This is a genomic window from Polynucleobacter sp. UB-Tiil-W10 (genome assembly GCF_018881605.1).
Classification (GTDB): domain Bacteria; phylum Pseudomonadota; class Gammaproteobacteria; order Burkholderiales; family Burkholderiaceae; genus Polynucleobacter.
In genome coordinates, this window is sequence record NZ_JACVPZ010000001.1 from 194,706 (window position 1) to 215,032 (window position 20,327).

The 20,327-nt window shown below is 46.5% G+C and carries 15 protein-coding genes and 1 tRNA gene; 7 read left to right on the forward strand and 9 right to left on the reverse strand.

Translation table 11 applies throughout. From position 1 onward, the window contains the following. Positions 1-27: 27 nt before the first annotated feature. Entirely contained in the window at positions 28-2,088 is a 2,061-nt protein-coding gene (locus ICN33_RS00920; protein ID WP_216193670.1) for a sodium-translocating pyrophosphatase, read from the reverse strand. A gap of 183 nt (positions 2,089-2,271) precedes the next feature. Between ICN33_RS00920 and ppa the strand changes: the two genes are divergently transcribed. The 3 genes from ppa to ICN33_RS00935 all read left to right on the forward strand — a co-directional run bounded on the left by ppa (position 2,272) and on the right by ICN33_RS00935 (position 4,874). Further along, positions 2,272-2,808, forward strand: a complete 537-nt coding sequence (gene ppa, locus ICN33_RS00925; RefSeq protein ID WP_216193676.1) for an inorganic diphosphatase — start codon at positions 2,272-2,274, stop codon at positions 2,806-2,808. A 35-nt stretch (positions 2,809-2,843) separates the two neighbouring features. After that, positions 2,844-4,463 carry an NAD+ synthase gene (locus tag ICN33_RS00930; RefSeq protein WP_216193678.1) on the forward strand — a complete coding sequence of 540 codons (1,620 nt, stop codon included), beginning with the start codon at positions 2,844-2,846 and terminating at the stop codon, positions 4,461-4,463. A gap of 72 nt (positions 4,464-4,535) precedes the next feature. Next, positions 4,536-4,874 (forward strand): P-II family nitrogen regulator, encoded by a 339-nt coding sequence (locus tag ICN33_RS00935; protein WP_072583818.1) that lies wholly within the window; start codon positions 4,536-4,538, stop codon positions 4,872-4,874. A gap of 28 nt (positions 4,875-4,902) precedes the next feature. Here the strand turns inward: ICN33_RS00935 and ICN33_RS00940 are convergent, their stop codons facing one another. Continuing rightward, a complete protein-coding gene (locus ICN33_RS00940) occupies positions 4,903-5,910 on the reverse strand; it encodes a helix-turn-helix transcriptional regulator (protein ID WP_216193680.1) in 1,008 nt (335 codons plus the stop codon). Between the two features lie 279 nt (positions 5,911-6,189). Here ICN33_RS00940 and ilvD point away from each other — a divergent pair, with 279 nt between their 5' ends. After that, on the forward strand, positions 6,190-7,881 hold the full coding sequence (gene ilvD / locus ICN33_RS00945; RefSeq protein ID WP_216193681.1) for a dihydroxy-acid dehydratase: 1,692 nt from the start codon (positions 6,190-6,192) through the stop codon (positions 7,879-7,881). Positions 7,882-7,953: 72 nt separating this feature from the next. Here the strand turns inward: ilvD and ICN33_RS00950 are convergent, their stop codons facing one another. After that, positions 7,954-8,433, reverse strand: a complete 480-nt coding sequence (locus tag ICN33_RS00950) for a copper chaperone PCu(A)C (RefSeq protein ID WP_216193683.1) — start codon at positions 8,431-8,433, stop codon at positions 7,954-7,956. A 41-nt stretch (positions 8,434-8,474) separates the two neighbouring features. Between ICN33_RS00950 and ICN33_RS00955 the strand changes: the two genes are divergently transcribed. Then, positions 8,475-8,990, forward strand: coding sequence for a peroxiredoxin (locus ICN33_RS00955; protein ID WP_216193685.1), 516 nt, complete (start codon positions 8,475-8,477; stop codon positions 8,988-8,990). On the opposite strand, the gene ICN33_RS00960 is transcribed toward ICN33_RS00955, so the two are convergent. The 6 genes from ICN33_RS00960 to ICN33_RS00985 form a co-directional block, all read right to left on the reverse strand. Then, positions 8,991-10,061, reverse strand: coding sequence for a TonB-dependent receptor (locus ICN33_RS00960; protein ID WP_216193687.1), 1,071 nt, complete (start codon positions 10,059-10,061; stop codon positions 8,991-8,993). A gap of 82 nt (positions 10,062-10,143) precedes the next feature. Continuing rightward, positions 10,144-10,515: a DUF2946 domain-containing protein gene (locus tag ICN33_RS00965; protein ID WP_216193689.1), complete on the reverse strand. Its 372-nt coding sequence runs from the start codon at positions 10,513-10,515 to the stop codon at positions 10,144-10,146. A gap of 113 nt (positions 10,516-10,628) precedes the next feature. Continuing rightward, complete coding sequence (gene oxlT / locus ICN33_RS00970; RefSeq protein ID WP_216193691.1) at positions 10,629-11,891, reverse strand: oxalate/formate MFS antiporter; 1,263 nt, start codon at positions 11,889-11,891, stop codon at positions 10,629-10,631. 538 nt (positions 11,892-12,429) lie between these two features. After that, positions 12,430-12,505 (reverse strand) — tRNA-Thr (locus ICN33_RS00975). 15 nt (positions 12,506-12,520) lie between these two features. Continuing rightward, complete coding sequence (locus ICN33_RS00980; protein ID WP_216193693.1) at positions 12,521-12,988, reverse strand: DUF1854 domain-containing protein; 468 nt, start codon at positions 12,986-12,988, stop codon at positions 12,521-12,523. Further along, complete coding sequence (locus ICN33_RS00985) at positions 12,985-15,318, reverse strand: ABC transporter ATP-binding protein (protein ID WP_216193695.1); 2,334 nt, start codon at positions 15,316-15,318, stop codon at positions 12,985-12,987. The genes ICN33_RS00980 and ICN33_RS00985 overlap by 4 nt, the downstream gene beginning before the upstream one ends. Positions 15,319-15,521: 203 nt before the next feature. Between ICN33_RS00985 and cphA (ICN33_RS00990) the strand changes: the two genes are divergently transcribed. Together cphA (ICN33_RS00990) and cphA (ICN33_RS00995) are read left to right on the forward strand one after the other, a co-directional pair. Beyond that, the gene (gene cphA / locus ICN33_RS00990) at positions 15,522-17,714 is read left to right on the forward strand and encodes a cyanophycin synthetase (RefSeq protein ID WP_216193697.1); all 2,193 of its coding nucleotides are present in this window, start codon (positions 15,522-15,524) and stop codon (positions 17,712-17,714) included. Continuing rightward, positions 17,715-20,285: a cyanophycin synthetase gene (gene cphA, locus ICN33_RS00995; protein ID WP_216193699.1), complete on the forward strand. Its 2,571-nt coding sequence runs from the start codon at positions 17,715-17,717 to the stop codon at positions 20,283-20,285. The last annotated feature ends 42 nt before the right edge of the window (positions 20,286-20,327 follow it).

The following is a 20,327-nucleotide window of genomic DNA, read 5'->3' on the forward strand; positions in this document are numbered from 1 at the left end:
CTACTGCATTTAATGACTACTCATTACTTAACGAGAGACCATTGGCAATAGTGGCACGATAAGCAATGCCACGATGTTGATAATCTTGATCAATGGGTTAACAGCAGGACCCGCGGTATCTTTGTAAGGGTCGCCAACGGTGTCGCCAGTGACTGCAGCCTTATGGGCTTCAGAACCTTTGCCGCCGAAGTTACCTTCTTCGATATATTTCTTCGCGTTATCCCAAGCGCCACCACCGGTACACATCGAGATCGCTACGAACAAGCCAGTCACAATCGTACCCATTAGCAAGCCGCCCAATGCAGCAGGTCCTAACAAGAGACCAACAACAATTGGAGCAACTACTGGCAACAAGGATGGAATGATCATTTCTTTAATAGCGGCAGAAGTCAGCATATCCACAGCCTTGCCGTACTCGGGCTTCGCAGTGCCTTCCATGATTCCAGGGATATCACGGAACTGGCGACGAACTTCCTCAACTACAGCGCCAGCACAACGGCCAACCGCCTCCATCGCCATCGCACCAAACAAGTATGGAATCATGCCGCCAATAAACAGACCAATGATCACCATGTGATTAGACAAGTCAAACGATACTTGCTGACCAATGCCCTCTAAGGCATGGGTGTAGTCAGCAAAGAGTACGAGTGATGCTAAACCAGCCGATCCAATTGCATAACCTTTGGTCACTGCTTTAGTGGTGTTACCAACAGCATCTAATGGATCAGTGATATCACGCACTGATTGTGGCAAGCCTGCCATCTCTGCAATACCACCAGCGTTATCAGTAATAGGGCCGTATGCATCAAGCGCAACCACAATACCTGCCATAGACAGCATGGCTGTAGCAGCAATTGCGATGCCATACAAACCGGCTAACCAATACGCTGCAAAAATCGCCGCACAAACAAAGAGCACTGGATAAGCGGTCGACTTCATAGAAATACCCAGGCCAGCGATGATGTTGGTGCCGTGACCTTTAGTAGAAGCTTCAGCAATATGTTGTACTGGCTTGAACTGGGTACCGGTGTAGTACTCGGTAATCCATACCAAACCTGCTGTCAGTAACAAGCCCACTACAGTTGAGCCAAACAAGCGCCATTGGCTACCTGGAATACCCAAGGCATCATCCGGCATGATGAAATTGGTTACGAAGTAGAAAGCAATCAGCGACAAACCACCAGCAATGATTAAGCCCTTATACAAAGCAGGCATGACGTTTCTCATGCCAGGCGTTGCCTTAACAAACGAGCAACCAATAATAGAGGCGATGATAGAAACACCGCCAAGTACTAATGGATAAATAATCGCAGCGACTGGTGCACCAGTAACCATCAATGAACCCAAGACCATGGTGGCAATCAAAGTCACCGCATAAGTTTCAAACAAGTCAGCTGCCATACCTGCGCAGTCACCTACGTTATCGCCAACGTTATCAGCGATCACAGCAGGGTTGCGTGGGTCATCTTCTGGAATGCCTGCTTCTACCTTACCGACCAAGTCAGCGCCAACGTCTGCACCTTTAGTAAAGATGCCGCCGCCTAAACGTGCAAAGATTGAAATCAATGAAGAGCCAAACGCCAATCCAATTAGTGGATGTAATACGGAAGAAAGATCTTGTCCTGCACCAATCGACACGAGGAACATAAAGAACAGGCCAACACCTAATAGGCCAAGTCCCACCACCAACATACCCGTTATGGCGCCACCCTTAAATGCTACATTGAGCGCTTCATTCATGCCCTTGGTGGCCGCTTCTGCAGTACGCACGTTTGCGCGTACTGAGACATTCATGCCAATGAAACCACAAGCGCCCGAGAGAACGGCGCCAACCACAAACCCAATCGCAGTCGCAAAATCCAGGAAGAGCGCCATGAGAATGGTCAAAACCACCCCGACAATCGCAATCGTTTTATATTGGCGCGATAAATATGCTGCAGCACCCTGTTGAATCGCCTCAGCAATTTCTTGCATTTTGGCGTTTCCTGTACTTTGCTTCAAGATCCAGCTGCGCATCACAAAACCGTATATCACGGCTATAACACCGCATGCCAAGGCAAAATACAAGCCTAAAGTGACATTACTCATGCTTGAACTCCCTAAAGTTAATCATTTGTTAATCTTTATTGTTTTGTATAACCTGTACTTAGGTAGACCTGGTTCCCGAAAGCTTTAAACTGTGGTCTTTAAGCTGTATCAGTATGTAACAGAATCACCCCTGCGCCCCCTTTATAGGATCAGGGTATTTACTAATCATTATTCGGAGTATTTATGAGTCTCGACAAGGTCAAGCCAGGTAAAAAGATCCCTGAAAGCTTCAACGTCATTATTGAAATCCCAATGAATGCGGATCCAATCAAGTATGAAGTGGATAAAGAGAGTGGCGCAATTTTCGTTGACCGTTTTATGGGTACTGCAATGCACTATCCATGTAACTATGGTTACATCAATAAAACGATTGCTGGCGATGGTGATCCTGTTGACGTTCTCGTCATTACTCCATTCCCACTCATTCCGGGTGTAGTGGTTAGCTGCCGCGCAATTGGTGTTTTACAAATGGAAGATGAAGGCGGTCAAGACGCTAAGTTGCTAGCTGTACCTGAAGACAAAATTTTGCCAATCTATACACACTGGCAAAAACCAGAAGACATCAACCCATTACGCTTAAACCAAATTCAACACTTCTTCGAGCACTACAAAGATCTCGAGCCAGGTAAGTGGGTAAAAGTTAAGGGTTGGGGTGGTATTGCTGAAGCCCATCAAGAAATTCTTGAGGGCATCGATCGCTACAACAAAGAGAACAAGTAATTTTTTAGATGATTGAAAAGGCTTTGTGAGTCGGAGTGAGCGCACAGAAAATTGCTTTAGCTCAAGTCAACCCATTACTGGGTGATTTGGCTGGCAACGCGCAACTGATTCACAAAGCCGCTCTAGACGCCTATTCTCAAGGCGCCAAACTCGTAGTAACCCCAGAGCTTTCGCTCACAGGATATCCCCCAGAAGACTTATTGCTCCGCCCTGCTTTTATCGAAGCAGCGCAGCAGCAGCTTGAGCTCCTCATGAAAGAGTTGGCTCAGCATTCAGATTTGACAGTGATCGTCGGTCACCCCAAACAATCCTTTGCAGGTTTACAAAACTACGCTTCTGTTTTAAGAAACGGTAAAGTGATTGCAGGCTATGCCAAACAAGAGTTACCCAATCACGAGGTATTTGACGAAGTACGCTACTTCGTTCCCGGCAATCAAGCCTGCGTATTCGAATGCGAAGGTGTTCATTACGGCTTAATCTTGTGTGAAGATGCGTGGCATGCAGGACCAGCTAAGCAAGCGCACGCCGCTGGCGCCCAAGTTTTACTCGTTCCTAATGCATCGCCATATCACCTCAAGAAAGAAACCCTACGTATAGAAGTGCTGCGTGGGCATATTGCGCAAACTAATATGCCACTGGTTTACGTTAATGCAGTTGGCGGTCAAGATGAATTGGTTTTTGATGGCGGCTCATTTGCACTGAATAGCCGTGGTGAAGTCGTCATGGCCCTACCCCAATTTGAAACAGGCTTAGGCCTTGTTGCCGTTACAACGACTGGCGAACTGGAAAAGGGTCTCATTACCCCACCCCAATCAGTTGAAGCGCAAGCCTATCAAGCGCTTGTCTTAGGCGTTCGTGACTATGTGACTAAAAATCGCTTTCCGGGCGTCATTATTGGGCTATCTGGCGGCGTAGATTCAGCCTTAGTGCTAGCCATTGCAGTGGATGCCTTAGGTGCAGATAGGGTACGCACTGTGATGATGGCCTCTCGTTATACCGCCGATATCTCCTGGATCGATGCACGTGAAATTGCTGAGAACTTGGGCGTGCAATACGACGAGATTCCCATTAGTGGACCAGTGGATGCCCTAGAGCAGTCACTGGCAGAGCAATTCAAAGGTTTAAAAGTAGACGCTACTGAAGAAAATATTCAGGCGCGCGTGCGAGGCACATTACTCATGGCGCTCTCTAATAAAACCGGTCGCTTGGTTTTAACTACCGGTAACAAAAGTGAAATGGCAGTAGGTTATTGCACTCTGTATGGTGATATGGCGGGTGGCTTTGCCGTCATTAAAGATATTGCCAAAACTTTGGTCTATCGCTTGTGCGCTTATCGCAATAGTATTGGGGCCGTTATTCCAGATCGCATTTTGACTCGCGCCCCTTCAGCAGAATTGCGCCCCGATCAAAAAGACCAAGATAGCCTACCCTCCTATGAAGTATTGGATGGCATAGTTGAACGCTATATGGAGCAAAACCAATCTATTGCTGAGATTATTGCAGCAGGATTTGATCCTGAAAGCGTAGAAAAAGTAACTCGCTTAATCAAGCTAAATGAATACAAACGTCGCCAAGCGCCCCCAGGGGTTCGCGTCACTACCCGCGCCTTTGGCCGTGATTGGCGCTACCCCATTACATCGCAGTTTAGAGCCTAGCCCTTTAAAAATGGCTTGGTTTTTGGCAAGCCATTCAAGTTCTAGGTATGATTATCGAATTAGGGGGAACATATGAAATTAATTACATCCATCATTAAGCCGTTCAAGCTTGACGAAGTTCGTGAATCATTGGCAGAAGTGGGCGTTACAGGCCTCACTGTTACCGAGGTTAAGGGTTTTGGTCGCCAAAAAGGTCATACCGAACTCTATCGTGGCGCTGAATATGTTGTTGATTTTTTGCCTAAGGTAAAAGTGGAAGCTGTGGTTTCTGATGACCGCGTTGAAGCAGCGATCGAAGCCATTACTAAAGCAGCGCGTACCGGCAAAATTGGTGACGGCAAGATTTTTGTTACTGCTGTTGAACAGGTAATTCGTATTCGTACCGGCGAAACCGATAACGCAGCGGTCTAATCAATAAAGCCACTGAGCTCTCAGGGCGTCAACGTACCTGAGAGTCTGCAGTAGTAGCTGGTAGAGCCACAGGCTGAACAATCTCAGCTGGCTCCAAAATAATTGTCTTGCCAGTGGTATTACCGATGCGAACCCTCGCGCCTTGGTAATACATGTCCACTTGATTTAAACCGCCAGTTAACACCTTCAATGGTGGCTTACCAAAAACACTCACTCCAATACCTGGCTCCAAAGCTTTATTTTGGGTCCTACCAGCAGCGTCCACCACACAAACTGTTTGAGCGATTTTAGATTGTAGATAAACCATATCACCCGCTTTTTTAGGAGCCTCAGGTTTGTAATTGAGGATCGAAGCATCTGCAGGCGGGCACTCAGTCGAAATGGCTGCCAACTCGGGTTGCGCCATAACTGCGGGTGCAGGCTTAACGTCTGGCGCAGGTTCTGCTGGGACATTCGTCGGCGGAGCTTCTTGCGCCACCTCTTGAATGATGACAACTTCTTCTTTAACGGGTTCAGGAAAAAAGAGTGGTCGTAAGTTCACTCCAGCGAAAATGACTGCAGCGCCAATTGCTAAAAGCAAAATGCCTTTCTTTTTGGGGTCTGCTGAAGGCTTTGTTTGATCGCTATAACCAGAGACGCTTGCAGGCATTGGTTCGAAAACCTTTGCTACCGAAACAACTTCTGGCTTTTCTTTTACTTGTTCTGTTTCATTTACTTTTTCAGACTTCGCTTTTTTCTCTACAACAGGGACAATTGTCTCCCCCTGTAAATTGATTTGTGAATCTGATGCTAGCGTCTCACCTAAATCAAATGCATCTTCTGGTTTGAGCTTTAGTAGACCAGCTACTTTTTTGGCTGCTGTGAATTTCACTTGAGGACCATAAAAGCTGCTGCTTTCACCATTCTCAATCTGCTCAATTTGTCGAGTAGAGAGACATGCTAAACCTGATAAATCCTTCGTACTTAAACCGAGGGATTCTCTAGCTTTGGTAAATGCCTCTTTTCGAATCTCCGGAATTTTTGCCTTAGTAATCACAGGGGACTTGTCTTGTTATTTATTATTAATATAACTTTAAATTATTGATAAATATAATGCTTTTTAGTTAGCAGCATCATATTAAAGGATAAATTCACTCTAAAGCTAGAGGGTTGGTAGGTGACTTTCTAAATCAGACTCCAATTTCCTTTTCACCAATATTTATTGCAGTGCAATAAATTAATTGGATTAAGCCGCCCCTCAAGCCTAAAACACCCTAAAACCAATCTCACGGCACAATAGAGCCTTTCGACACAACCCTTTTCTGGAGTAATAAGCATGAAACGCCTAAATGAACGCTCGCGCATGGTCACCGAAGGGGTCGCTCGCGCGCCTAATCGTTCGATGTATTACGCAATGGGTTACGAAGAAAAGGATTTCGTAAAGCCAATGGTTGGGGTCGCAAATGGACACTCAACTATCACCCCCTGCAATAGTGGTTTGCAAAAATTAGCTGATGCTGCGGTTGAGGCCCTAGAAGAGGCTGGCGCAAAAGCCCAAGTATTTGGTACGCCAACCGTTTCTGATGGTATCGGCATGGGTACTGAGGGCATGAAGTATTCCCTGGTCTCACGTGAAGTGATTGCCGACAGTATTGAAGTTTGTGTAAATGGTCTTTGGCAAGATGGCGTAGTGGTCATTGGTGGCTGCGATAAAAATATGCCTGGTGGCATGATGGCTTTAGCCCGCACCAATGTGCCGGGTATCTATGTCTATGGCGGCACAATTAAGCCCGGCCATTTCAAAGGCAAAGAATTGAATATTGTTTCTGCATTTGAAGCCGTGGGTGAATTTACATCTGGTCGCTTGAGTGAAGAAGATTTAAAGGGCGTAGAGCAACACGCCTGCCCAGGTAGCGGCTCTTGTGGCGGCATGTACACAGCGAATACGATGAGCTCTTCATTTGAGGCTTTGGGCATGAGCCTGCCCTACTCCTCTACGATGGCTAACGTTGATGCCGAGAAAGTGGTGAGTGCTGCTGAATCAGCACGCGTTTTAGTGGAGGCTGTAAAAAACAACCTTCGTCCCCGCGACATCATCACCAAAAAATCAATTGAGAATGCAGTCAGCGTGATCATGGCGGTTGGTGGATCAACTAATGCGGTGTTGCATTTCTTAGCCATTACTAGCGCCGCTGAAATCGACTGGACAATTGATGACTTTGAGCGCATTCGCAAACGCGTACCGGTCATTGTGGATATGAAACCCTCTGGCACATACCTTGCAACTGATTTGCATCAAGCTGGCGGCATTCCACAAGTAATGAAGATTTTGCTTGACGGTGGATTACTCCACGGCGATTGCATGACCATTACCGGCAAGACGATTGCTGAGGTATTGAAGGATGTTCCATCAGTACCACGCGCTGATCAAAAAGTGATTCGCACCTTAGATAATCCTTTGTACAAACAAGGCCACTTGGCAATCTTGAAGGGCAACATCTCCCCTGAAGGCTGTGTAGCCAAGATTACCGGTCTTAAGAACCCTTCTATTACTGGCCCAGCGCGCGTATTTGATTCTGAAGATGACGCAATGGCAGCCATCATGGCACAGAAGATCAAAGATGGTGACATCGTAGTCATTCGTTATGAAGGCCCTAAGGGTGGTCCTGGTATGCGTGAAATGCTTGCCCCTACCTCAGCCCTTGTTGGCCAAGGATTAGGCGAATCTGTTGGCTTGATCACCGATGGTCGCTTCTCTGGCGGGACATGGGGTATGGTTGTGGGTCACGTAGCTCCCGAAGCTTATGTGGGCGGCACAATTGCCCTCATCCATGAAGGTGATTCAGTGACTATTGATGCCCATCAACTGCTCATCCAACTCAACGTGGATGAAGCAGAAATTGCGAAGCGTCGTGCAGCCTGGGTTCAACCTAAGCCTCGTTACACTCGTGGCTTACTAGCAAAATATGCAAGCCTCGCAAGCAGCGCCAGCAAAGGCGCGGTAACTGATTTGGATTTAAATATCTAATTTTTTCGTTGCTCTTGTTAAAAAGCCCCTAAGTAAAACTAGGGGCTTTTTTATTTACATACAGAAGGTTACTTAATGCTTCATAGCTCCTGCTGCATTTACGGGAAGCTTCACCTCAACATCTCCAGATTTGGCAAACTTGAGCTTGACTGGAATGGTTTCGCCAGCTACAAAGGGCCCTTTGAGATCAAGAAACATTAAATGGTAACCACCCGGCTTTAGCTCAACTGAACCATTTGCTGGCACAGCAATATCCTTCACCTGACGCATCTTCATGACATTGCCCTCCATTGCCATCTCGTGAAGCTGTACATCACCTGCTGAAGGCGAACTTGCAGAAACCAATTGGTCAGGAGTGTTGCCTTTATTTTGAATCTTGAGGAAACCGCCGGCTACCTTCTGCCCCTGCACTGTTGCCCGCGTATAAGCATCAGAAACACTCACTGCGTCCATCTTAACCGCTTGAGCGAATGCCTGAGAACTCAGAATCACGGTTGCGCCAATGCAGGCCGTTGCCAACCTAAACACCAAACCTTTATTACTCTTTATCATTACCCACTCCTTTAATAGATGCTCATGAAATACTTGTTGAAATGCTTAAATCTTGTTTTTCCCTTCACCTCACCCTCTTGGCGCTTTTTACGGGCCTCTCATCTGGCGCAGTGTATGCTGGAATTGAGGTAGGACAGACTGCACCCAATATAGAAGGTACCCTGATTGATGGCAAGCCCTTCTCGCTGAATAACGCCAAAGGGAAAGTTGTCTTAGTCAACTTTTGGGCCAGCTGGTGTGAGCCGTGCAGAGAAGAAATGCCCGCCATCGAAGCCTATCTAAAGAAAAATAAATCCAAAGGATTTGAAGTGCTTGCCATTACCGTTGATAAAGCTGCGGACATTGAACAAGCAAAACAAATCATGCGCAACTACTCCTTTATCTTTGCCGATAAAAATCAAATGAATTACTCAGGCTACGGCAGAATCTGGCGTATTCCGAGCTCATTCATCATTGATAAGCAGGGCATTCTTCGCAAAAACGGCTTAACTGGGGATCCCAAAGTTGATACCAAACTTTTAGAAGAAATGGTTACCCCGCTTTTATCAGCTCAGTAATTAAAAGTGCACTCGAATGCCCATCGAGGCAATGTACGAAGGTGTAAGTTGAATGCCATTTACATTTTGATATACCGGGAGCTGTAAGTTAGCGTAGACCTGGGTTTGCTCAGTCAGGCGATACAAAACTCCTGGCGTTAGATATGCCAGCGTTCCACCCGTAGCCCAAGTATCTGCAGCCGTTCCACTATCCGCCCTTTTATTAATCACATTCAGTTGCAGTGTGGGGACCCATTTTTCAAAGGCTTGATAGTTCACTCCAACATTCACATTAAGTGAATTACCGGGTCGATAAGAGCCACCGGTGGATACAGTTGGTGCATCACTTGATCCGCTAGATAAGCCCACCAAGGAGTTTGGCACATTGGTCACAATCACTGCCGCTTGATATTGGGCTTGAGCAAAATAACCCCAATTCTCCGAATCGTTCACAAAGCCAAACTTATAGATACCGCCAATTAAGTCTGTTGATCCAGAGCCACGCTGTAAACCAGGATCTACCGCTACAGTTCCACCTGAGTTTGCAGCAGCGCTTTGAGAATTACTACCAGTTGGCAACTTCACACCAAACTGTAGGCCCCAATCCTTTTGCTCAGAAAATCCAAAATAGCGTCCAATGAGTTTGATATCACCAATGCCAGAACCTTTGGAGCTGTAGCCATTCTCACCAGTCGGAAATCCACCTGCACCATCGCTAGAGTTTGATCCAAAGGTCATGTGATTACGCATGATGAATGGAACTACGGTTGTAAGCCCCCAATTTTCACCATCGTTGTAATCCAATGAAGCAGTAATGTAATTATTTTGGGTATATCCCTCAACCTCAGCAGGTGCGCCAGTAGCCCCATTGGTTGTATTGGCAGCCTGAGATTGAGAAATACCCTTAGTACCGTAACGTAACTTATTTTGGTTCAGAGAGTCGTACCTCAGATCCAGGGACCAACCTGGTGTCATACCCATTCCTTGCGTACCGATATCAGTATTTAAGCTACAGCCGCAACTAGCACAAGCAAATGCACTTGTCCCAGAAACAGAAAGCGCCACGCCAATAACAATTTTTCTTAATTTCAATTTACTTCTCCACACAAATTAACGGTAACGTATTAACTGCTTTGTTACCAACTACATAGCATTGCTATGCCCTAATGATTAGTTAGGCTTTTATGGGAGGGGCTGCTGAAGGTGGGGTTACCCAAACAGCGAGCGGCTTGGGTGATTGATAGAAAAGCTTGGCGAGCATCGCAAAAGATTGCGGCGCTTGAAAAGTAAGATTGGTATTCAATGCTGGAGTAATTGTACTGTGCGCCAAGCAATAAGGACATGGCTGCACTTGATTAGCAGCATCTTGCTCATCACCCGGTACATCGACTTTCATGCTACTGCCATCAACCGAACAAATCTCCATCGCAAAACCTTGGCCATGCTTAGCAACTGAAATTGCCTGTGATGCTGCCGGCGCAAGCGCACTCATCGCGATTGCAAATGCGGCAATCCAGTGAATAATGCGGTTTTTGTGGAAATTCATGATTTGGGAATTTTATCTGATTTTCACCTCAGACTGATCCTGCCAAACTTTACTTTATTTTGGGCAAACAAAAAGGGGTCCGAAGACCCCTTTTCTTAGGCTTTTAACCTGGATTACATAGAAGCAGAACGCTCGATGAGTTTGCGACGCATTGGGCGCAATACAAACCAAGCCAGGATTGCAGCTGTACCGTTCAAGATACTAGCAACCCAGAACACCGCTTCCCAGCCACCTGTAGCAGCCATTAATACGCTAGATAAAGGTACCAACAATGAAGCTGTGCCCTTTGCCGTATAGAGGAGGCCGGCGTTACCAGCAGCGTATGTTGATCCGAATGTGTCAGCGTTGGTTGATGGAAACAAACTGTAAATCTCGCCCCATGCAAAAAACACTAAACCAGTTAACAGCACAAACATAACCGGGTCATGACCGAGGTAGTACAAACCAAGAATACCTACGCACTCAAAAGAGAAGCACAAAGTCATTGTTTGTTCGCGACCAATTTTGTCTGATACCCAACCAAAGAATGGACGAGTCAAACCATTTAAAACACGATCAATGGTTAATGCAAAAGTCAGGGCTGGCAATGCTAGGCCCAACAAGCTCACCGTTACGCCAGCAACTTGGAAGTCTTTAGCGATTGGAGCTAATTGGGCAGTAGCCATCAAGCCACCAGCAGCAACCATCACGAACATGATGTACATAATCCAGAATACTGGTTGCTTAACCATTTCCATTGGACGGAAATCTTTACGAGTCTGTGCAACGGCAGCCTTAACTGCAGTAATAGCACCCTTAATTGGCTTGGACAGGAATAGACTTAACAAGACAACGATTGCACCTTGACCAATACCAAAGAACCAGAAAGTTTCTTGATAGCCTTGTTCAGCAATCATTTTTGCAATTGGAATTACGGTTAATGCAGAGCCCGCACCAAAGCCCGCAGCTGTAATGCCTGCAGCCAAACCACGACGATCTGGGAACCATTTAAGCGCATTACCTACGCAAGTACCGTAAACAGCGCCAGCGCCAACACCGCTAACTGCAGCAGCCGTGTAAAGCATGGTTAGTGTGTCTGCATGGGAATTCATGATCCAGCCAAGACCGCACAAAATACCGCCACCAAATACCACTGGACGAGGGCCAAATTTATCAACGAGGTAACCTTCAATCGGAACTAACCAAGTTTCAGTCAACACGAAAATGGTGAAAGCAACTTGAATCGCTGCGCGACCCCAACCAAACTTAGCATCAATTGGGTTTACAAACAAAGTCCAACCGTATTGCAAGTTTGCAATCATTGACATGCAAATGACGCCAATTAGTAGCTGAAACCAACGACCTCCTAAAGGCCCTGCAGTTTTCTCGCCGCTCATCCTGAATCTCCTATTTTTTACTTTTTATAAATACTCATCACACCCAAAAATTTGGGTTGAATGATTTTTAAACATTTAGACCTGAGAATACTTGACACCAATCAAGATTTCTTGAAATCCCCACTAGTGAATACCCTCGACATAAGCCCATGAAATATAAGTCAGATCAAAGTGGAATCTCAGGTTAAGTGCACTAATTAAGAGCGGTGAAAGAGAACAAAAAAGCCACCCGAAGGTGGCTTTTGATTTACTCTAAGTTTTTAAATTACATGCCGCGGTAAGCGCCGTCGAAATCGTAGTGACGAGCAGGCTTATCTTGGCTTGGTTTGCTTTCAGAAAAAAGCTGATTAATCATATTCAATAAAACAGTCATTTGAATCTCCTTAAGGGTTAGTACCTAGAGTATAACCCTAATACTATTGCGGTGCAACAGCTATCTAAAACAACAAATAGATCCATAACTCATTGATTTTAATGATAATTTACTGTATTTTACGGAAAATCAGGTTTTTGATGGTAGATGGCTGAAAGATTGTCTTGGTGCCGCTTGCCGGAATCGAACTGGCGACCTTTTCATTACGAATGAACTGCTCTACCAACTGAGCTAAAGCGGCAACTCTGCTTTTATTCTAGCGGAAGCGGTCTAAAAGCTTTTTGCTCACTTTATCCAATTGCGTAGAGTCTTTGATGAGAAATTGCAGTCCGTTGGAATCGGCAATCAGCAATGTATTCCCAGCAATTCGACGAATATCTTCCTCGCCCTTGAGGCGAATTCGAGTTGGGCCACGGTCCGTTTCGATATCCCAAATACTAGGAGTAGCGAACGTAGAAACCTTAGTGATCTTCTCAATGATGGGCATGAACTCGCGTTCAGCCAACTCTTCCTCGATCAATCCAAGTTCTGCTTCAGAAATAGCGGTGACATCTGGAAACCAGCAAAGCTCTTTTCCAGATTGATTCATGATGCCAATACCCGCAACAGGCGCAGTAATTGGAAAAGCTCTGACAGGATGAACGCCAATGTGTCGCCCTCCTTTGTCATCGATGAAAACTAGACGACCCAAGGCATCACGCTCTAACTGATGAGTCTGACTCATACTCCACCCCCAACATGCTTAGCCACTTCTTCCAGTTTTTCTTCTTGCACTTCTTCTAAACTTTCACCAATAGCTCCGCCCTCAACGAGTTCTGCAGCATGACGTAACTGGGCTTGATACAAGGTGTAATAAGCACCCTGGGCTTCCATCAATTGATCGTGAGAGCCTATTTCCACAATCTCACCTTTATCTAGAACCACTAAGCGGTCAGCTTTTCTGAGAGTGGAGAGACGGTGGGCGATTGCAATCGTAGTGCGGCCCTTAACCAAGTTATCCAAAGCGCGCTGGATTTCTTTTTCAGTAGTGGTATCAACCGATGATGTTGCTTCATCCAGGATCAGAATACTTGGATTAATCAGCAATGCACGAGCAATTGATATGCGCTGACGTTCACCACCAGAGAGCGATTGACCGCGCTCCCCTACCAGGGAGTCATAACCTAGAGGAAGGCGAAGAATAAATTCATGAGCATGAGCGGCGCGTGCTGCCTCAATAATTTCTTCGCGAGTTGCATCTGGCTTACCGTATGCAATGTTTTCAGCAATGGTGCCAAAGAATAAAAATGGTTCTTGCAATACCAAGCCAATACGCTTGCGATAGTCAGCAATTCTGATGCTGCGAATATCACGACCATCCAAGGAAATTGATCCCGCGCTCACGTCATAGAAGCGGCAAATCAAGTTCACCAAAGTGCTCTTACCAGAACCACTATGGCCTACTAGGCCAATCATTTCTCCGGGAGCGATATCTAAGTCAATGCCTTTAGAAACAGCACGATTACCGTAACGGAAGCCTACGCCACGCAGGGAGATGCGGCCTTTGACTTCGACCAATGGGGCTGGATTGATAGGCTCAGGAACGCTAGAGACGTGATCCAAAATATCAAAAATACGTTTAGCGCCAGCTGCCGCTTTCTGGGTATGAGAAACAATTCGACTCATGGAATCTAGGCGAATATAAAAACGTCCGATATAGGCCAAGAAAGCAATTAAGACGCCAACAGAAATTTTCTGGTGCGCAACTTGCCATATACCAAAACCCCACACCACTAGTAAACCCGTTTCGGTAAGCAAAGTGACCGTTGGAGAAAACAAGCCCCACACACGATTCACGCGATCATTGATTTGTAAATTGTGCTTATTGGAATCTACGAAGCGTTTGAGTTCGCGATCTTCTTGTGCAAATGCTTTGACTACCCGAATGCCTGGAATAGTATCCGCCAAAATATTAGTTACTTCAGACCAGATGCGATCAATCTTTTCAAAACCAAAACGCAAACGATCGCGCACGACATGAATCATCCAAACAATGAATGGCAATGGGGCCAAGGTAACCAAGGCCAGCAAAGGATCAATGGATACCAGGATAGCCGCGGTCATGGTGATCATCAACACATCGGTAGCAAAGTCTAGCGCGTATAAGGAGAGGAAAACGCAAATACGATCGGTCTCAGCGCCAATGCGGGCAATCAAGTCACCTGTTCTCTTGCCGCCAAAGTATTCCAGTGAAAGTTTGAGTAGATGCTCAAAAGTAGTGTTGCGTAAATCAGCACCTATGCGCTCACTCACCAATGCAAGTAAATAGGTCTTCCACCAACCCAGACCCCAAGCAACAATTGCAGCACCAAACAATGCCAGTAGATACATGCTGGCCAAATGAAAATCGATAGGATTGCCACGCTCATATGGAATTAATACGTGATCCATCAATGGCATAGTGAGATACGGTGGAATTAAAGTAGCGCCTGTAGATAACAGAGTCAACACAAAACCCAGCAACAATTGTTTCTTGTAAGGTCGTGCAAAACGCCAAAGTTTAAATAGCGTCCAAGTAGATGGCGGTGCATCATCTTCAGGATCACAAGTCGGGCAAGAATCAGAATTTGCTGGTTTTGGACTCAAACAAACTGGGCAGACCTGCTTGTCATATTCGCTGACCTCACCATTGCTCAGCTCCTCGCCACGAGTTAATTGCTTGAAACTGGATTGCAGGCGAAGTACTTGGGGATTTACCGCCAGGGTGAAATTCCAGGATCTCAACAATTTATCGGGGGTTTCTAGGCGCAAATGCCCCACTCCGGCATGATCACCGTGGATTAAATGGGTATTTGTCTCTAATTTCCAAGACTCAAATACCTTGCCGTCCGTCCAAAACAAGCCTTGTTCACTGAGTAAAAGCAGGCTTTTTTCAAAGCGTAGATCTAGGCCTAAATCGAGCTCAACCCACGCTAGTAGGGCTTCAGGGCTCTTTACTGGGGAAGTTTCAGCCCCCAAAACAGCCAGCCAATAGCTCGGTAGCACGGGGGCAAAAGGTAGGATTTGTGGCTTCATTGACCTTAAAAGTATAGTGGAGCTGAATTTTTTAGATTTATTGCTCCTGTCAACTTTAGAGGGTCAAAAGCCGTTAAATTGTCTAAGTAGGCCCTTTTGTGTATTTTTGCTGAATTTGTGAGTTTTTCAATAACTATTAGAAACAGAGAGACTGTCTGACGCGTCAACGCCAAAACCTGGCGCTGACCATCGCAACACTGCATATGCCCCAATTACTAGATAAATCCATCGAGATTCTGAGCGTTAAGCATCTCCGTGGTCCCAATATGTGGACTTACCATCCCGTAATTGAGGTTTGGCTCGATATTGGTGATTTAGAGGATTACCCATCTAACCTCATTCCTGGCTTTTATGACCGCTTAGTCAAAGCTCTCCCAAGCCTCGTTGAGCATCGCTGTAGCTATGGAGAAACTGGTGGATTTTTAAAGCGTGTTGAAGAAGGCACCTGGCCTGCTCACATTCTCGAACACTTAACTCTTGAGTTACAAAACTTAGCCGGCATCCCTGGCGGCTTTGGCAAGGCCCGCGACGGCGATAGACGGGGTGTTTACAAAGTAATGGTTAGCGCGATCAATGAAGAGGTAACGCTTACCGCCCTTAAATATGCTCGTGATTTATATCTTGCTTTAGCGCAAGACAATAAAGATTGCGTTGCAGAAGTTCAAACCATTATTGAAAATCTCCGCGAACTCGGTGATGACCTCTTGCTCGGACCAAGTACCGCATGCATTGTGAATGCAGCTGAAGAGCGTGGCATTCCATCGATTCGTTTATCTGAAGGCAACCTGGTTCAACTGGGTTACGGCGCTAAACAACGCCGCATCTGGACAGCAGAGACCGATCAAACAAGCGCAATTGCTGAAACCATTTCTCGCGATAAAGATTTAACTAAGAGCTTGCTACGTAGCGCTGGAGTTCCAACACCCGAGGGTAGAACCGTTACCAGCCCTGATGATGCCTGGGAAGCGGCGCAAGATATTGGCTTGCCAGTGGTAGTGAAGCCGATTGATGGCAATCACGGTCGTGGTGTATTCATCAACCTTTATACCCAACAAGAAATTGAAGCAGCTTATGCCGTTGCCATTGATGAAGGTAGCGAGGTTTTAGTTGAGCGTCACATTGTTGGTGATGAGCACCGCTTGCTAGTTGTAGGAAACAAGGTAGTTGCTGCGGCAAAAGGTGAAACCGTATGGGTCACTGGTGATGGCAAACATACCGTTCATGAACTGATTCAAATACAGATTAATTCTGATCCACGTCGCGGCACCGCAGAAGAGCACCCTCTTAATCCTGTACGCATTGATTCTGCAGTAGAGCTTGAGCTGGCACGTCAACAATTAAAAGGTGACAGTGTTCCTGCAATAGATCACAAAGTACTGATTCAAAGTAACGGCAACGTGGCATTTGATGTCACTGATTTAATTCATCCTGATGTTGCTAGCCAAGTAGCACTTGCTGCCCGTGTTGTTGGTCTTGAAATTGCCGGCGTTGATTTAGTAGCGCAGGACATTAGCAAACCATTAGCAGATCAAAACGCTGCCATTGTTGAAGTGAATGCAGGACCAGGGCTTCTGATGCATCTCAAACCCGCAAGCGGCAAACCTCAGCCTGTTGGCAAAGAAATTGCGAATCACCTTTTTCCACCTGGGGTAGATTTCCGTATTCCGGTAGTTGGTGTCTGCGGTGAACACGGCAAAACCCCTGTCGCCGAGATGATTGCCCATTTCTTGCGCTTAACCAATGTCTATGTTGGACTGTCTTGTAGTAAGGGACTATTTTTTGGTAACCGCGCCATTCCAAACTCCAATTCATCCAATTGGGAGAATGCCCGTCGCACGCTTCTCAATCGCGCAGCTGAAGCGGTGGTGATTGAGAACAATCACCTATCGATGTTGATTGAAGGCTTAGCTTACGATCGATGCCAAGTTGGCGTCGTGCTGAATGTTGATCCGCAGGCAAACTTCCCGCAGTATGCGATTTACGATGAAGATCAAGTCTTTAGTGTTGTGCGCACTCAAGTAGATGTAGTGCTTCCAACCGGTGTTGCTGTACTCAATGCTGATGATCCAATGTGCGTGCAAATGGCCGAGCTTTGCGATGGTCAGGTAATTTTCTTTAGCGCAAATCCCGACTCTGAGGTTATCAAAAATCACTTGCTCAATGGCGGACGTGCAGTTGCTATCGGCAAACAACAAATTACTCTGAAGTCTGGCAAGCTGGATCAGAAATCGATCCCTGTGCCACGCCACTCAGAAGCCAACAGCACTTCTCCTTGGAAGACTATGAATTTAGGGGCGGCAATTGCTGCTGCCTGGGCTCTAGATATTCCGTTTAATGTTATCGAAGCAGGCGCAGAAACATTCGTGCCTGATGCCACTACCGCTACAGGGGCTTAATTGGAAATTACCCGTATTCGCATGTTGCGAGGCCCAAATTTATGGAGCCGCCATACCGCTTTAGAAGCGATTGTTTCTTGTGATGAGTCAGAACGCTCCATCGACTCTATCCCCCAATTTGAAACCAAGATTCGGGAACGCTTTCCGCAACTAGGAAGCATGCGTCGCGGCGGCCACAATGAAGTACTGTCACTGGCCCATGCCCTTGAGCATGCGGCCCTCGGACTTCAGGCCCAAGCAGGTTGCCCCGTTACCTTTAGTCGTACAGTACCAACGATCGATGTTGGTGTCTATCAAGTTGTAGTGGAATACATCGAAGAAGTTGTAGGTCGTATGGCGTTTGACTTTGCTTTTGCATTAATTCAAGCCACCCTTAATGACGCACCGTTTGATCTTGCCGCCGCATTATCAGAATTAGAAGCGCTTTATGAAGATGTTCGTCTTGGACCGAGTACAGGCTCGATCGTCGACGCTGCTGTCCAGCGCAATATCCCCTTCCGCAGAATGACTGAAGGTAGCATGGTCCAGTTTGGCTGGGGTAGTAAACAGAAACGAATTCAGGCAGCAGAAACGAGTAATACCAGCGCGATTGCTGAAGCGATTGCGCAGGATAAAGAGCTCACGAAAAATCTCCTCGCTGCAGCAGGTGTATCCGTACCTATTGGCGAGGTTGTTACTACCGCTGACGACGCTTGGCGTGCCGCTCAAAAAATTGGCGGCCCTATTGTCCTCAAGCCTAAAGATGGCAATCAAGGCAAAGGTGTTGTAGCCAATATTGAAACTGAAGAAGAGGTTCGTGCTGGTTTTATCGTAACCCAGGCTTTTGGCCGTGAAACCATTGTTGAGCGCTACCTTCCTGGCGCCGACTACCGCTTGCTCGTAGTTGGCAATCGACTTTCAGCAGCAGCACGTCGTGAACCTGCTCAAGTAGTTGGGGATGGCACCAATACTGTCGCTCAGCTTGTTGAAATTGAGAATAAAAACCCATTGCGTGGCGATGGGCATGCAACGGCGTTAACCAAGATTCGCTTTGATGATATTGCCCTTGCGCACTTGGCAAGCAATGGCCTAACACCGCAGTACGTTCCCAAAACCGGTGAACGCGTTCTCTTGCGTAACAATGCCAATCTCAGCACTGGCGGTACTGCAACCGATGTAACAGATGATGTTCATCCTGATGTAGCAGCGAGTGCTGTTGCAGCCGCGCAGATGATTGGTCTTGATATTGCTGGCGTAGACATCCTCTGTGAATCTATCTACAAACCATTAGAGCAACAAGGTGGCGGCATTGTTGAGGTGAACGCAGCACCTGGATTGCGTATGCATTTAAAGCCTTCTTACGGCAAAGGGCGCCCTGTAGGCGAAGACATCATCAATATGATGTTCCCGCTGGGTGAAGACGGAAGAATTCCTGTAGTTGCGGTTACAGGCACCAATGGCAAAACGACCACTGTGCGCCTGATCTCCCATTTATTAAATGAAACTGGTCTACGCGTTGGTATGACTGGTACCGATGGTGTGTACATTAATCATCGCCTCATCGATACCGGTGATTGCAGCGGCCCCAAGAGTGCCCGCAATGTATTGATGCACCCAGATGTGGATGCGGCCGTTCTTGAAACAGCACGCGGTGGCATGTTGCGCGAAGGCCTTGGTTTTGATCGCTGCGAAGTCGCTGTCGTAACCAATATTGGCGAAGGTGATCATTTAGGCCTCAATTACATTACAAGCGTTGAAGACTTGGCTATTCTGAAGCGCGTCATTGTGCAAAACGTTGCCCCTACTGGCGCTGCAGTATTAAACGCAGCAGATCCTATAGTGGTGAAGATGGGTGACAAATGCTCTGGTCGGGTAATCTTTTTTGCCCAGAACCAACATCACCCAGTGATTGCCGCCCATCGCGCCAAGAATAAAAAAGTAATTTACTTTGACGGCACTTACATCGTTGCCTCTAAGGGCTCGCGTGTCATGTATCGCTTCCCGGTAAGCGAGATTCCTTTGACGCAAAATGGTGTTCTAGGATTCCAAATAGAAAATGCAATGGCCGCTATTGGTGCAGCCTGGGCCTTAGGTCTTGATGCTGAAAAGATCGCTCGCGGTCTAAATAGCTTTGAAAGTGATCCGAATTCAGTTCCAGGTCGCTTTAATCAGTTTCAGCATAAGGGCGCTACAGTCATTGCTGACTACGGTCACAATCCCGACGCTATGCGCGCTCTAGCAAGCGCAATAGATGCGATGAAGCCAAGTAAGAGCCATGTAGTGATTAGTGGTGCAGGCGATCGTCGCGATGAAGATATCCGTGATCTGACTCGCATACTTGGCAATTCTTTTGATAATGTCATCCTCTATCAGGATGCCTGTCAACGCGGCCGCGAAGATGGAGAAGTCTTAAAACTCTTGCAAGAAGGTTTAGTTGGGGCCACCAAGGCCAAGCAGATCAAAGAGATTCATGGTGAATTCAAAGCAATTGATGCCGCTCTTGATGATCTTGCTGCTGGTGATATCTGCCTCATTCTGATTGATCAAGTTGAAGAATCACTTGCCTATCTTAAGCAACAAGTAAGGCCTTAATCATCATTGCATGAACAATAAAAAACCCAATCACTTGATTGG